The organism is Planktotalea sp., assembly GCF_965659345.1.
Lineage (GTDB): Bacteria > Pseudomonadota > Alphaproteobacteria > Rhodobacterales > Rhodobacteraceae > Planktotalea.
Genome location: NZ_CBFHVK010000008.1, coordinates 99,826 through 115,361, shown reverse-complemented (window position 1 = coordinate 115,361; position 15,536 = coordinate 99,826). Strand labels below are relative to the sequence as shown.

7 protein-coding genes, 1 tRNA gene and 1 pseudogene are annotated in these 15,536 nt (G+C 53.1%); 5 read left to right on the top strand and 4 right to left on the bottom strand.

Annotation, left to right across the window (positions count from 1 at the left end; genetic code table 11):
• Positions 1-4 precede the first annotated feature (4 nt).
• Positions 5-1,339, top strand: a complete 1,335-nt coding sequence (locus tag ACTG3Z_RS08270) for a sigma-54-dependent transcriptional regulator (protein ID WP_439142481.1) — start codon at positions 5-7, stop codon at positions 1,337-1,339.
• 171 nt (positions 1,340-1,510) lie between these two features.
• On the opposite strand, the gene ACTG3Z_RS08265 is transcribed toward ACTG3Z_RS08270, so the two are convergent.
• The gene (locus tag ACTG3Z_RS08265; RefSeq protein ID WP_439142479.1) at positions 1,511-1,969 is read right to left on the bottom strand and encodes a disulfide bond formation protein B; all 459 of its coding nucleotides are present in this window, start codon (positions 1,967-1,969) and stop codon (positions 1,511-1,513) included.
• Positions 1,966-2,544 (bottom strand): YqaA family protein, encoded by a 579-nt coding sequence (locus ACTG3Z_RS08260; protein ID WP_439142478.1) that lies wholly within the window; start codon positions 2,542-2,544, stop codon positions 1,966-1,968. Before ACTG3Z_RS08260 ends, ACTG3Z_RS08265 begins: the two co-directional genes overlap by 4 nt.
• 138 nt (positions 2,545-2,682) lie before the next feature.
• Between ACTG3Z_RS08260 and ACTG3Z_RS08255 the strand changes: the two genes are divergently transcribed.
• The 3 genes and pseudogenes from ACTG3Z_RS08255 to ACTG3Z_RS08245 all read left to right on the top strand — a co-directional run bounded on the left by ACTG3Z_RS08255 (position 2,683) and on the right by ACTG3Z_RS08245 (position 11,143).
• Positions 2,683-2,768: transfer RNA gene (locus ACTG3Z_RS08255), tRNA-Leu, on the top strand.
• A 708-nt stretch (positions 2,769-3,476) separates the two neighbouring features.
• Positions 3,477-10,028, top strand: a complete 6,552-nt coding sequence (locus ACTG3Z_RS08250) for an Ig-like domain-containing protein (protein ID WP_439142477.1) — start codon at positions 3,477-3,479, stop codon at positions 10,026-10,028.
• Positions 10,029-10,444: 416 nt separating this feature from the next.
• A pseudogene (locus ACTG3Z_RS08245) lies at positions 10,445-11,143 on the top strand (Hint domain-containing protein).
• On the opposite strand, the gene ACTG3Z_RS08240 reads toward ACTG3Z_RS08245, so the two are convergent.
• Positions 11,132-11,725, bottom strand: a complete 594-nt coding sequence (locus ACTG3Z_RS08240) for a nucleotidyltransferase family protein (RefSeq protein WP_439142475.1) — start codon at positions 11,723-11,725, stop codon at positions 11,132-11,134. The pseudogene ACTG3Z_RS08245 and the gene ACTG3Z_RS08240 overlap by 12 nt on opposite strands.
• Positions 11,722-14,139: a GcvT family protein gene (locus ACTG3Z_RS08235; RefSeq protein WP_439142474.1), complete on the bottom strand. Its 2,418-nt coding sequence runs from the start codon at positions 14,137-14,139 to the stop codon at positions 11,722-11,724. Before ACTG3Z_RS08235 ends, ACTG3Z_RS08240 begins: the two co-directional genes overlap by 4 nt.
• Positions 14,140-14,239: 100 nt before the next feature.
• Between ACTG3Z_RS08235 and ACTG3Z_RS08230 the strand changes: the two genes are divergently transcribed.
• The gene (locus ACTG3Z_RS08230; protein WP_439142473.1) at positions 14,240-15,442 is read left to right on the top strand and encodes a DUF2254 domain-containing protein; all 1,203 of its coding nucleotides are present in this window, start codon (positions 14,240-14,242) and stop codon (positions 15,440-15,442) included.
• Positions 15,443-15,536: the final 94 nt, after the last annotated feature.

Here is a 15,536-nt window from a genome sequence, read left to right as displayed (position 1 = left end):
AGACATGGCAAATGCAATGAAGATCGCGATCGTCGATGACGAAAAGGATATGCGTCAGTCAATCTCACAGTGGCTCGCGCTGTCAGGGTATGACACGGAAACCTTCGCCTCTGCGGAGGATGCTTTGTCAGGGATCAGCTCTGACTACCCGGGTATCGTGATTTCTGACATCAAAATGCCCGGCATGGACGGGATGCAGTTTCTAAAGAAGCTGATGAGCACGGACAGCGCTTTGCCTGTCATTATGATAACGGGGCACGGGGATGTCCCGATGGCCGTGAATGCGATGCGCATCGGCGCTTTCGATTTTCTAGAGAAACCCTTCAATCCGGACCGGATGTCCGAATTGGCGAAAAAGGCTGCGAGTGCGCGCCGATTGACGCTCGACAACCGCGCATTGCGGCGCGAGCTGTCAGACGGCGGTCAGTTAATGAAAAAGCTGATCGGCGCATCACCGGTTATGGAGCGCTTGAAGGAAGATATTCTTGATTTGGGTCAAGCTGATGGTCATGTCCTGATCGATGGCGAAACTGGTACTGGCAAGACTTTGATTGCACATGCTTTGCATGCTGTTGGCAGTCGCGCGGGGAAACGTTTTGTGCTCGTGTCGTGCGCCGCGATGGATGAGGATGCGTTGGCCAAGCGCTTATTTGGACCCGTTGCGCCTGAGGACCCCTATCTTCCTGCTATTGAAGAGGCGCGTGGTGGCACATTGGTGCTTGAGGACATAGAGGCGCTCAGTGATCCCCTCCAAGCGCGTTTGCTTAGCGTTATAAATGAACAAGGTACTCCTGCTGAAACGCGCATCATTGCGATTTCAAACTTGCAGGAGCAGGATCGCACTTGCGAAGACGCGCTACGCTCTGACCTGTTCTATCGGCTTGCAGCTTTGCGCATCACCATCCCACCATTGCGCGCGCGGGGGGAAGATATCTTATCCTTGTTCACACGTTTGTCAGAGCAGTTTGCAGAAGAATATGGCTGTGAGGCACCAACGGTCTCCGCGCAAGAGGCAGCACAACTTTTGCAAGCGCCATGGCCAGGCAATGTGCGCCAACTGATTAATATTGCCGAGCGCGCAGTTTTGCAGACCAGACGTGGCTCTGGAACAATCGCGTCGCTTTTGATGAACGATCACGATGAAATGACCCCTGTCATGACGACTGAGGGCAAGCCGCTCAAAGAATATGTAGAAGCGTTTGAGCGCATGTTGATCGACAATACAATGCGTCGCCACAAGGGTTCTATAGCTGCTGTCATGGATGAGCTGTGTTTACCGCGACGGACCTTAAATGAGAAAATGGCTAAATATGGCCTACAACGCTCTGATTATCTGTAATTTGATTGTGCGGCTGCGCCGCTCTTGATTTTGAAGAGAGAGGGGCGCTGCCCCGTCCATTAAAATGGACTCCCCGGGATATTTATAGAAAGAGGAATACGAGGGCTGTGTGCCTTCCTCTCTAAAAATATCTTGGGGTCTGGGGCTGGCTCCAGTTAGGCTTTTATGCGTTTAAGAACGGTAGATTGCCCACATCCAGATCACAAATAAACCTAACGAAGCGATCATGTTCCAGCTGGCCATAGACAGCGTGAACAATTCCCACGGCACATCATCGCAGCGTACAAGCGGGGCTGACATAATTTGTGCCATGAGATCCTCGGCACTCATGTCGCCTACTGCACCTGAGGTGCAAGACGTTGGTCCTGGCCACCAGCCACGTTCAACACCTGTGTGATATGCGCCGACAGCAGCGGTAGAGAGAGCGGCTAACGCACCAAGAACGGGCAGGGCGCGCCCCGCAACGAAGATTGCAAGTACGCCAATCGCGATTGCAGCAATATGCGGGTAGCGTTGCCAATAGCAAAGCTTACAGGGCGGCATGTCGCCAATGTATTGAAAGCCAAGAGCGCCAAGCATCAAAGCCGCAGAACCGCCCGTCGCGAAAAGGAGGAGTAGACGACGCGTCAAAGGAACTTCAGAGCCGCGAAGCCGCCTACCAGTAACAAAACGAATAGAACAAACATCAAAGGAAGTCGCTTTTCGATAAAGGTGCGAATGGGTTCACCATATTTCCACAAAAGCAACGCCACGATATAAAAGCGCAAGCCGCGCGCCAGAATAGATGTGACTATGAAAGTGCCTAGGGACATGCCTGTCCAGCCTGACATGATCGTAATTACTTTGTACGGGAATGGCGTCAGGCCTGCGGTCAGAACCGCCCAGAAGCCTAAGGCGTTAAAGCGTGTGCTAAATTCAGCCATAGACTCTGTTTTGCCAAGGCTTTCCAAGATCGGAAGTCCAATTTGCTCATATGCAAGCGCGCCTATAGCGTAGCCTAAGAGGCCACCGAGCACCGAGGCGATCAAAGCGACGCTCGCAATCAACCAGGCCCGCGAGGGGCGCGCCAGGATCATCGGTATCATAAGGATGTCCGGTGGAATCGGGAAAAACGAGCTTTCTACGAAAGAGACCACCGCCAGAAGCCAAAGCGCATGCGGATGTTCAGCCCACGACAGTGTAATGTCATATAATTTACGTAGCATTCGCCTGCTCCTTTGCGTTGTGTGCAGTGACCATGTGCACGCAAATGGGTCAAGGGGGCAGTACCTGCATTTTCTTTGAATTTGCGTGTTGTGAGGTCTGGACCTTGCCACAGAGCATCGCTAAAGAGAGCGCATTGTGCCCAAGTGGCGGAATGGTAGACGCAGGGGATTCAAAATCCCCCGCCTTAACGGGCGTGCCGGTTCGAGTCCGGCCTTGGGTACCACTTGCTTTGCAAGTTTCCGCAGTTCCTTCTTTTTCATGATCAGGTGAATTGCGCGGCCCTCATCGCAGTCACGCAGTGCGAATCTCTCTACAATGTATCTTTCGATTTTCTGGGAGTGATTCTGATTGTTGAGGTCTCGTGTTACAAGTTTGAGTATAACAATGCGGGGATTTTGCAACGTTTGAGGTATGTCTGGAAACAGTGTGGCCTTATTTTGAATGATATTTCTTTCGATAGCGGTCAAAATTTTGGCAATAGGTTAACTGTTTCGACTTTTCATACATTCCTGTTTTTGCGGGGTATTGTATCTTGCCTGTCATAAATTCGACGGAAAAAGCGGAAATATTCAGAAAATATCGTCTTTTTTGACGAGGGCTTGGTGCAAAAATTGACGTCATGTTGTTCATTTTCCCATGCAGAACACGACCAAATAGTTTAAAAATCTATTTATTGTTTGCTGCGTGCGAGAGGCACGTTAGTAAAGAGAGTGTCCGACTGGGGGATGCTCTTTAGGCCATGGGGGTGGCCGACAATTGTTACGTCGTGTGTGACGTAAAGCTGCCGAAGTGATCCATTCATTAGATCAGTTCGACTCAAAGCCCGCTGTCGTGGGCTTAGCTTTTCGTTTGCGTCGTTTGTTTTGGACTAGGGCTTTGCTGTGCAAAGTCTGGCTCGTGTGAGTGGCGAGTTAATAAAAAGGGTTGTGTAATGCCAGATCTTAGGTTGACGTGGGCGGATTATCCAGGTGGATACGGGACGCAAGTAGCGGGTCCTCAAACGATCGATGCCGGTGGTGTGGATGTGACTGTCGATGTCATTAATGACATCGAGTCCTCTGTAGCCTTTGCGCTGAACTTGGAAACCTATGATGATCCTGGCGATAGCTTGCCGCCGAGCTCCCAACTCAAGTTGGTTGGAGATTCTGGTACAGCTGGCGTTAACGGCACCTCAACCACCGTTCTGACATTTGCTTCGTCTGATCCTCTTTATTCAGATGGTGTGACAGGTCTTCGCTTCCGTATTGATGACATCGACGCAGGTGATGCGAACGATGTTGATGGTTCTGCTGTAGGTATCGATCCTCACATCGATATCGTAAACGTGCGTGCCTTCGATCTGCTTGGTAATGAAATCCCTGTTACCATCACACCTGGCACAGGCATGTCCCAAACCGGTCAGACATTGACAGGCGTGACTGAAGGCGCTGCGACTGATGCCGCGCAATCCGCACTCATTGATATCCCTGGCCCTGTTGGTCGCGTTGAAATTGACTATGACAACGGCGACGCTGGATCCCACGAAATTTTGGTCAGCGACTTGTTGTTTACGACAATTGACGTCGATCTGGACGCGCCTGATGCGGTAAATGACCTACTCCAAATTACTGAAGTCGACACGGCAATCGCTGACATTGACGTTTTGGGCAACGATACAGACCCTAACGGTGATACACTTACAGTTACAGATGCGACGGCTCCAAACGGTACTGTTGCAATCAACCCTGACGGCACATTAACTTACACGCCTGACCCTGGTTTTGTAGGGTCAGATACGATTACCTACACGATTTCAGACGGGAACGGAGGCTCTGACTCCGCTATCGTTCCTATTACTGTTGGTGATCCCGGCGAGCCGCCTGTTGCGGTTGATGATCTGCTTCAGTCAACACCTGAGGACACGCTGCTTGAGGACATTGATGTTCTTGGCAACGACAGTGATCCAGACGGTGATCCGCTGACGGTCACGGCTGCGACTGCTCCGAATGGTACGGTGACGATCAATCCGGACGGGACGCTTGACTATCAACCTGACCCCGGTTTCACCGGTACGGATACGATCACTTATACGATTGATGATGGTAACGGCGGCACAGACACTGCTGAAGTGCCTGTCAGCGTCGGTGGTGCAAACAGCCCGCCCACAGCGGTAGATGACCCCGCGTTGACGACGGGTTTTGAGACACCGATTGAATCTATCGATGTGCTTGGCAACGACAGTGATCCAGATGGCGATCCATTGGAGATTACGGCGGCGTCTGCTCTGAACGGTACAGTTGTTGTCAATCCAGATGGCACACTCGAGTATATTCCAAACAATGACTTTCTCGGGGAAGACACCGTTACCTATACGATCACAGACAATATCAGCGGTTCTGATACAGCGACCTTTACGGTCACTGTTGGCGATCCAAATGGACCACCTGTTGCGGTCGATGATATACTTGAGACGACGCCTGAGGACACGCTGCTTGAGGACATTGATGTTCTTGGCAACGACAGCGATCCAGACGGTGATCCGCTGACGGTCACGGCTGCGACTGCGCCGAATGGCACAGTGACGATCAATCCGGATGGGACGCTTGACTATCAACCTGACCCCGGTTTCAACGGTACGGATACGATCACTTATACGATTGATGATGGTAACGGCGGCACAGACACTGCTGAAGTGCCTGTCAGCGTCGGTGGTGCAAACAGCCCGCCCACAGCGGTAGATGACCCCGCGTTGACGACGGGTTTTGAGACACCGATTGAATCTATCGATGTGCTTGGCAACGACAGTGATCCAGATGGCGATCCATTGGAGATTACGGCGGCGTCTGCTCTGAACGGTACAGTTGTTGTCAATCCAGATGGCACACTCGAGTATATTCCAAACAATGACTTTCTCGGGGAAGACACCGTTACCTATACGATCACAGACAATATCAGCGGTTCTGATACAGCGACCTTTACGGTCACTGTTGGCGATCCAAATGGACCACCTGTTGCGGTCGATGATATACTTGAGACGACGCCTGAGGACACGCTGCTTGAGGACATTGATGTTCTTGGCAACGACAGCGATCCAGACGGTGATCCGCTGACGGTCACGGCTGCGACTGCGCCGAATGGCACAGTGACGATCAATCCGGATGGGACGCTTGACTATCAACCTGACCCCGGTTTCAACGGTACGGATACGATCACTTACACAATTGATGACGGTAACGGCGGCACAGACACCGCTGAAGTTCCTGTCACCGTTGGCACTAACGATCCGCCCGTTGCGGTTGATGATGCGCCGGAGACGACGGATCTTGATACGCCCATCACGGGTATCGATGTTCTGGGTAACGACAGCGATCCAGATGGTGATCCGCTGACAGTGACGGACGCGATATCGCCGAACGGCACGGTCACGATCAATCTGGACGGCACTTTGGATTACGCGCCTGACCTTGGTTTCCTTGGAACAGACACGATCACATACACGATCACTGACAGCATCAGCGGGTCCGACACCGCGACAGTGCTTGTCACTGTGACAGATCCTGCGGCTCCAAACGATCCGCCAATTGCAGTAAACGATGCGGTGACTGCATCGACGGATATTCCGCTTGAAGACATCGACGTGCTTGGCAACGACACGGACCCGAATGGTGATCCGCTGACTGTGACGGCGGCGACGTCGGACAATGGTGGCACGGTTACGATCAATCCCGATGGCACGCTCGATTACACGTCGCCGCTTGGTTTTGAAGGCACAGACCTCATTCGCTACACCATCGACGATGGCAATGGCGGCACGGACGAAGGCATTGTGCGCGTTTCTGTGCGTGACGATGGCCCTGCGAACCAAGCGCCAACGGCAGAGGACGACACAGCGTCCACACCTGAGGACACGCTGCTTGAAGACATCGATGTTCTTGGTAACGACACGGATCCAGAAGGCGACCCACTGACGGTGACCTCTGCGACGGCTCCGAACGGAACCGTCACGATCAACCCAGATGGTACGCTTGATTACCAGCCTGATCCCGGTTTCTCTGGACCAGATACGATCAGCTATGTGATCGACGACGGCAATGGTAACACGGACATCGGCACAGTCGCGGTCACGGTTGGCACGCCACCTGCGAATGATCCACCTGTTGCGAACGATGATGCTGCGCTGACAACGCCTGTTGATACGTTGATCGAAGATATCGATGTTCTGAGCAACGACAGCGATCCTGATGGTGACCCAATCACTATTACGACAGCAACTGCGCCAAATGGTACTGTGACGATTAACCCAGATGGCACACTTGATTATCAGCCAAACCCAGGGTTTGTGGGGACGGATACCGTCAGCTACACAATCACGGACAGCATCAGTGGAACGGACGATGCGACGTTCACGGTAACAGTTGGCACGACGGCAAACTTACCGCCTGAGCCGAACAATGACATCGCTTCAACGCCTGTCGATACGCTGCTCGATGATTTGAACGTCCTTGGCAATGACGCTGATCCAGATGGTGATCCTTTGACGGTGACCAGTGCGACTGCGCCGAACGGCACAGTTACGGTCAATCCTGATGGAACGCTTGATTATCAGCCTGATCCGGGTTTCGAGGGCACGGATATCATCACCTATGTGGTGGATGATGGGAACGGCAACACAGCACCCGCTGAGGTGATCGTTACGGTTGGCGAAGCGCCATCCAATGCGCCACCTGTTGCGGTGGATGATGTTGATCAAGTCACTGACGTTGATACGCCAATCGCGAATATTGATGTTCTTGGCAACGATAGCGATCCAGATGGTGATCCGCTTACGGTGATTGATGCGGTTGCGCAAAACGGCACGGTGACAATCAACCCAGACGGCACGCTAAATTATCAGCCTGATCCCGGCTTTGAGGGTGAAGACACGATCACCTATCAGATCACCGATGATATCAGTGGGAACGATACAGCTGAGTTGACGGTTTTTGTTGGCACGCCGAACACTGATCCTAATGCTGATCCGGATACGTCGAGCACTGATCCGGTCACACCTGTGACGATCTTCCCGCTGGGCAATGATACAGATCCAGAAGGCGATCCGCTGATCATCACATCGGCAACTGCGCCGAATGGCACAGTCACAGTTGCGCCTGATGGCTCCTCGGTCACCTACACACCGAACCCTGGTTTTGAAGATGACGTGGACACGATCACTTACTCCATCTCTGATGGGAATGGCGGCACAGACACGACGACGATCCAGGTTCTTGTTGGCACACCGCCACTTGACGGCATTGTCGAAGGCACTGGCGCTGGCGAATACATCGGTGAAGATGACCCAACCACGACGCCTGTTGATCCGTATCTTGGCGATCCTGAAGGCGATCAAGTCGACAACGACGATGCAATCGAGCCTGAGGCCGGTTCCAACGACGATGTGATCCAAGCCGGTGGCGGGGATGACACGATTGAAGCGGGCGAAGGCAACGACAACGTCGATGGCGGCGAAGGCGATGACATCATTGACACTGGCGAGGGGGACGATTTTGTCCTCGGTGACGGCTTCGGCGATCCATTGACGGTCAACGGCAGCGATAGCATAGACACCGGCGATGGTGACGACACGGTCTTTGCAGATGATTTCGGATCCCCTTCACCGGGCGGTGATGACACGGTCACAACTGGCGACGGCAATGACTCTGTCGGAACTGGCGGCGGCGATGATGTCATCGACACGAGCGGAACTATTCCGCTTCTCGATGAAGCACCGTTCCCATCTATTCCAACCGATGATGATCCAGAAGATGACCGTGACTTTGTTGATGCGGCTGAAGGCAATGATCTGATCACCACTGGCGACGATGATGACACGATCATCGGGGGCGAGGGCAACGATACGATCTTCTCTGGTATTGATGACGACTCTGTCATTGGTGACGGTGGTGACGACTCTATTATCGACATACAAGGTGCTGACTTTATTGACGGTGGCGACGGCGACGACACGATCAATGCAGGGGTCGACAGCTTTACCGATTATGTTGGTGATGATCCAAACTTGCCGATCACAGATAGTGGCATCACGTTTGTCACCGATCCGAGCCAAGACGATGGCAGAGACACTGTCTTCGGTGGTGCAGGGGAAGACGTTATTTCAACTGGCGATGATGCGGATAGCATCGATGGCGGCGATGATAACGACACTATCTTTGCGGGTATCGACGACGATACGGTCCGAGGCGGCGACGGCGACGACAGTATTGAAGGTGGCCACGGTGCCGACACCATTGCTGGTGGTGCAGGTAACGACTACATCGATGCAGGTCACACAAGCACGACCACTTTGTTCGAAGACGAGCCGGATGCAACAGAGCCAGTTGGCCTTGAACTGAACGACCGAGACGTTGTCTTTGGCGGCAATGGCGATGATACGATCATCGGCGGCGACGATGACGATAGCCTTGTTGGTGGTAGTGGTCTGGACAGCATCGACGGTGGTATCGACGAAGACACGATTGATGGTCAGAGCGGTAACGACACGCTTGAGGGCGGCGAAGGCGACGACTCAATCCTCGGTGGAACTGGCGCTGACTCCATCTTAGGCGAAGAAGGCTCTGACACGATTGATGGTGGTTCCGGTAACGACACGATCACTGGTGGCGAAGACGCTGACAGCATCTTTGGTGGCGCTGGCGAAGACAGCATTATCGGAGCGACGTCTGGCGATACCATCGACGGTGGAGAAGGTCCGGTAGACTTTGACGTTCTCGATCTGCGCGGTGCGGGTGAGCTTGAAAACGCAGGTGGCCGTGTCACGGTCGACTACGATGCTCCAGGCTCTGAGGGAGGTGTTGTCAACTTCCTTGATGCTGCGGATGTGGTGACGGGTACGGCGCGTTTCGATAATATCGAAAACATCATTCCTTGCTTCACGCCAGGTACGATGATTGCGACGCCGACTGGTGAACGTGCAGTAGAAGACCTTAAAGTCGGCGACCGTGTTATCACACGCGATAACGGCATTCAGGAAATCCGCTGGGCGGGTGCAAAAGAACTCTCCGGAGCGCAACTTGCAGCCAATGATCACCTTCAGCCGGTGTTGATCCAAGCGGGAGCTCTTGGGCACAACTTGCCAGAGCGTGACATCCTTGTGTCTCCGCAGCACCGTATGTTGCTGACGACAGATCAGGCGACAATGTACTTTGAAGAGCGCGAAGTTCTCGTGGCGGCAAAGCACTTGACGATGCTGGATGGCGTGGATCGTGTGGAAAGCTCCGGCACCACATATATCCACATCATGTTCGAGCAGCACGAGGTGGTTCTGTCCAACGGTACATGGTCCGAGAGCTTCCAGCCGGGCGAATATACGCTCGACGGGATCGGCAAAGAGCAGCGCGACGAAATTCTGGAACTGTTCCCGGAACTCGCGACGCAGGTCGGCACCGAAGCGTATCAGTCTGCACGTCGCACACTGAAGAAATACGAGGCAGCCCTGTTAATCGGGTAAAGTCCCCCTGTCGGGGCCAAAGTCTCAACCTAATATGCAGCTCTGATGTGCAGGGGGCTGCCCATCAGAAATGAAAAGAGGCGGGGAACCGCCTCTTTTCTTATGGTTAAAGCATAGGTTGGCATACCAAAAAGCGTGGCGAGTTTTACCACTATCCATTGTACGCAGTATTTTAGGGAATCTTTATTTACAGAAGCGGCCCATCTTTGCGCGGCGGTCTTTGAAAGGCTCCGAGAGTGACCTTCTATTGTCAAAATTGTAGAATGTCAGGAATGCACCTTGTGATTGTTTTTGCGGTGATTTATTTTGATTTCCCGTCTGTGAAACACGGAGACGCCTCATTCATGCCCCAATGCATCAGCAAATGTAGACCTGTATAATGACTAGGGCCGTTCGGCTTGCGAAAGACAAAAGTGATGAGTGCATACGGTAACAATTTAGTTCTTCGTAAATCTGAAGAGCGTATTGTGTCTGCAGACCTTGGTGCGGTGCCTCAGATGCCGCACCAAGTGATCGCATATTGCCCGTGCTTCACGCCCGGCACTTTGATCAAAACCAGCATCGGTGAAGTCCCTGTCGAAAAGCTTACAACAGGTATGCAAGTCCTTACGCGCGACAATGGCTACCAGTCCGTTGTTTGGGTCGGGAGGCGCGCGCTCGTCGATGCTGATTTGAGTTAGACACCTGCGTTAAAGCCGATAAAAATTGCACAAGGTGCGCTTGGGCAAGATCTGCCAGAGCGGGACACATTGGTGTCACCGCAACATAGAATGTTGCTTGGTAATGAGCAAATTCGTGAGTGGTTTGATGCCGATGAAGTACTTGTTGCAGCGCATTTATTAACATGTTTTGAAGGGGTTACGCACGCAGACGTTTCGCATGTGACCTATATTCACTTCATGTTCGAACAACATGAAATCGTGCTTGCGGATGGTGCGTGGTCTGAGAGCTTCCAACCCAGTGACATGCGCGCCGGCGCAATGGATGAGCGTCACCGCGAAGAGCTTCTGACGCTCTTTCCCGAACTGGATGAAGACACTCAAGAAAAATATCCAGCCGCGCGCAAAAGCGTCAGTGCTAATGATATGAAGCGCGTAATACGCTCAGAGCAGTGATGCGCGCCATTTAGCCCAAGCTTCGGGCGTATCCAGATCAAGTCTTGCGCGATCCCCTTTGAGCTTCACACATACGACGCTTTGCTGATGGTTTTTCACAATTTTCGCGGCGCCCCGATCCCCTGAAAGTTTTGCAAACTCAGACAAGAGTTGCCGGGGAAAGATCACGGGATGCCCAGGAACACCATCTTCGGTGGTTGCTTGAACGATCCGCGTCTGGTCTTCTTCAAACACCTTCATCAAAGCTACCAGGTCTTCAGTTTTAAGCGCGGGCATATCAGGCGGGAGGATCATTATGCCGTCACTGTCTGGATGAACGGCGCTTGACCCACTGCGTAAAGACTCGGCCATGCCTTCGGTTGCATTTGCCACGCCCAATACATGAAAGTCTTTGGTGCGAAGCGCAACAGCGCGGGGATGATCCAGACTTGGAACAGTGACCAAAATATCCATACCTGCGCTTTGCGCGCGCGTCGCCATAAGCGCGAGGCAGGGCATGCCTTCAACCAATTCCATCAATTTATCACCGCCGCGCATGCGCGAAGACGCGCCCGCAGCTGGTAACAAACACGTCAGTGTCATGCGCCGCGCATCCGTGCGCCATCTGCATCAAACAAAGGCTCTGTGATCAAAGTTGCCTTGCGCATGGCGCCGAGGATTTCAATCTCCACAGCAAGGCCTTCATGCGCAAGCGCGCGCGGAATGAGAGCCTGCGCGATGCTCTTGCCTGCAAAATGCGAATAGCCGCCAGAAGTGCAGAACCCTTGGACTGTGCCGTCAATCCAAATTGGTTCATAGCCCACGACATCTGCGTCATCTGCATTCACTTCAAACGCGCAGAGTTGGCGGGCAGGGGGTGTTTCGCGTTCCGCTTCAGCTGCGGCGCGTCCGATGAAATCGGTGTTCTTTTTGAAACTTATGAACCGATCCATACCGGTTTCTGCGGCGGTATAATCGGGCGAAAATTCCGACAACCAAGAGCCAAAGAACTTATCGAGCCGCAGGCTCATCATTGCGCGCATTCCGAAAGGCTGCATGCCATGGGTTTGTCCTTCATTCCAAAGTGTCCACCATAACTGGCGCTGCGCCATGGGGTCGCAATAGATCTCAAAGCCAAGATCACCTGTGTAGCTAACGCGTTGCACAATGCAGTCCGTCATGCCGACGCATATTTTGCGCACATCCATAAAGCGCATGTCGCTGATATCTGTGCGCGTACATGCGGCCAAAACTTCGCGTGCATTCGGTCCTGCAATCTGGAAGCCGTTGCGCTTGTCCGAGATATTCTCGAGGGCCACGCCATCCACCATATTCTGTTCAAACCAGCGTGTGTGAAAGGCTTGACTGCCATATGAGGCAGTCAACTGGAACTCTTCTTCACCCAAACAAGAGACTGTGAAATCTCCGATCAATCGCCCCTTTGGGGACAACATAGGTGTCAAAGACAATCGGCCTTGTTTGGGGATGCGGCCTGCCATCACCCTATCAAGCCATTCCCGTGCATTTGGTCCTGTAATCAGATACTTACCAAAGTTATGCACTTCATTGATACCAACTGCGTTGCGCACGGCTGTGACTTCTCGCGCAGTTGCGTTGAACGCGTCAGAGCGGCGGAAAGAGGGCGTTTCATAGCTTGGCTCACCCTCAGCGCGCGCAAAATAATTGGCAACCTCAAGCCCATATTGCTGACCCCAAACAGCGCCCATATCGCTGAAGATGTCGTACATCGGCGTTGTTCGAAAGGGGCGTGCGGCGGGCAGTTCTTCGTTAGGGTAGGCGACAGAAAAACGTTTTTGGTAATTCTCGATCACTTTTGGCAACGTATAACCCGGCGTGATCACCCCTTGACCGAAGCGCGCTACGTCCATCGCAAATGTATCACGCTCTGTTTCGCCCTCGATCATCCACTGTGCGAGCATCAAACCAACACCACCGCCTTGGCTAAAGCCAGCCATCACACCGCAAGCGCTCCAGTAATTGCGCAATCCCGGCACAGGGCCAACCAATGGGTTTCCGTCAGGGGCAAAGGTGAAAGGTCCGTGGATCACAGATTTGATGCCAGCGGTTTCGAGCACAGGAAAGCGTTTGTATGCAAAGGCAATACTGTCTTCGATCTTGTCATAATCGTCGGGCAACAACTCATGCCCGAAGTCCCAAGGTGTTCCGTCCACAGCCCAAGGGCGACAAGGTTGCTCATAAAACCCGATGCACAGGCCGCGACCCTCTTGGCGCAGATAGCTCTCGCCCGCTGGGTCCATCACATGCGGATGCTCGCTGCCCATCTCATAGATGTCGGGAATGTCGTCGGTGACAATATACTGATGCTCCATCGGATGAAGCGGTAGATACACACCTGCCATCGCACCGACTTCGCGCGCCCAAAGTCCGCCTGCGTTGACGATATGCTCTGCGTGGATCGTACCTTTGTCTGTCACCACATCCCAGCTTCCGTCGCTGCGCTGGTTGGTTTCGATCACCTTCGTATGTGTTTCAATCGTTGCACCGCCCATGCGCGCGGCTTTTGCGTAGGCATGTGTTGTCCCTGAAGGGTCCAGATGCCCATCAAGCGGATCATATAGCGCGCCTAGAATTCCGTCTGTGTTGGTGACAGGGGCGATTTTTTTTATCTCTTCGGGGTCTACGATCTCTGTCTCAAGCCCCATGTAGCGATGCTTGGCGCGCTCTGCGAGCAACATATCAAAACGCTCTTGGTTGTCCGCAAGGGTGACACCGCCTACGTGGTGCAAGCCGCAAGACATGCCTGTAAGCTCTTCTAACTCCTTATAAAGCTTGATCGTATAGCCCTGCAACGCCGCCATGTTCGTATCGCCATTGAGTGTATGAAACCCACCCGCTGCGTGCCAGGTTGAGCCTGACGTCAGCTCTGAGCGTTCGATCAGCATCACGTCAGCCCAGCCGAGTTTGGTGAGGTGATAAAGCACGCTGCATCCGACAACGCCGCCGCCGATCACGGCTACTCTGGTGGTGGTTTTCATACTTGTGTCCCTCTGCATTTGGCGCGAGTGTTTCAAAGCGCCCGCATTTTGGGCTATCCTAATGGCGACAGATCGTGTCGCAAAGGTTGTGTGAGTTATTATGCTGCAATCCGCCCTCGATTTATTATCGTTTTACGCCCGTCGGCTGATTGTGCGCGTCAGTCTTTACGCGCTCATCGCACTATTTAGCGTGATTGGGGCATTGTTTATTGGGCAATTTATCCCGTCAAACTGGGTGTCTTTCGTTGGCGCAGATGCGCTGGAAACGGTACTCACAACGCTGGCTTCTTCAATGCTTGCTGTGACAACGTTTTCGTTGACGATCCTTTCTTCAGCCTTTCGCGCGGCGGAAAGCAGCGCAACCCCGCGCGCCGTGATCATTTTACGCGAAGATCAAACCACCCATCGCATCCTGTCTGTCTTTATCGGCGCATTCTTGTTCTCGCTTACGGGCATCATCCTGCTCGCGACCCCGTTTATGACAGCGGCTACGCGCTTTGTGTTGTTTCTGGTTGCGATTGTCATAGTGCTTCAAGTGATCATCGCAGTAATCCGTTGGATTCATCATATTGAGCAACTTGGATCATTGGTGAATATCCTAGATTGTTTGCAAGCCAAAGTACGGCCCGTGATCAAAACTGCATTCCAACGCCCAAGCGCAGGCGCACATGTGCTTGAGAAAGGCGATGAAGAGCGCGGCAAAGATGGTGTTGATATTCGCGCAGGCGCCAGCGGATATGTGACGATGATTGCGCTTGATGCCCTGCAAAGTGAAGCCGAAAGCTGCGAAGGCCGGATATTTATTCACGTACGCGCAGGTGATTTCGTACATGAGGGCGCACTTCTGTTGCGTGTCGATGGGCTAAAAGCACCAACCGAAATGCGCCAGCGGATGTTGCGCGAGATGGTTCTGATAGGCAGCGCGCGAAGCTTTGAACAAGACGCTGAATTTGGTTTGATCGTGATGAGCGAAGTCGCTACTCGCGCGCTCTCTAGCGGAGTAAACGACCCGCAAACCGCCGTTGATGTGGTTCATCGACTGGGCGCTGTATTACTTCCGGTCGACGCGAGTGCTCAAGATCCCGAAGACGCGCTGTGCCATGATCGGCTTTGGCACCAAGCCATAAACCGCGATGACTTTTTCAAAAGCAGTTTTGACGTGATTGCGCGCGAGGGCGGCGAAATCCCTGAAGTGCGAGACGCATTAAGCGCAGCTCTCGGTAGGCTCGGCGCGCGCGGCTCGAGGAGCGACCGCGAGGCTGCAAACTCTTGCGCGGCGCGGATAGGGTTGTCGCCGAAATAGGCTCGACTTGTATCACTGCGACATATTTTGTCGCCTTGAGTCACATGAAGCATATTCGGCACGCTAGTTTTGAGACAAATTTGCAGTTTTCTGG

Excerpts from the sequence above, each read along its gene's own strand:
- ACTG3Z_RS08270 (WP_439142481.1), top strand. The coding sequence starts at position 5 with ATGGCAAATGCAATGAAGATCGCGATCGTCGATGACGAAAAGGATATG.
- ACTG3Z_RS08260 (WP_439142478.1), bottom strand. The coding sequence starts at position 2,544 with ATGCTACGTAAATTATATGACATTACACTGTCGTGGGCTGAACATCCG.
- ACTG3Z_RS08250 (WP_439142477.1), top strand. The coding sequence starts at position 3,477 with ATGCCAGATCTTAGGTTGACGTGGGCGGATTATCCAGGTGGATACGGG.
- ACTG3Z_RS08240 (WP_439142475.1), bottom strand. The coding sequence starts at position 11,725 with ATGACACTGACGTGTTTGTTACCAGCTGCGGGCGCGTCTTCGCGCATG.
- ACTG3Z_RS08235 (WP_439142474.1), bottom strand. The coding sequence starts at position 14,139 with ATGAAAACCACCACCAGAGTAGCCGTGATCGGCGGCGGCGTTGTCGGA.
- ACTG3Z_RS08230 (WP_439142473.1), top strand. The coding sequence starts at position 14,240 with ATGCTGCAATCCGCCCTCGATTTATTATCGTTTTACGCCCGTCGGCTG.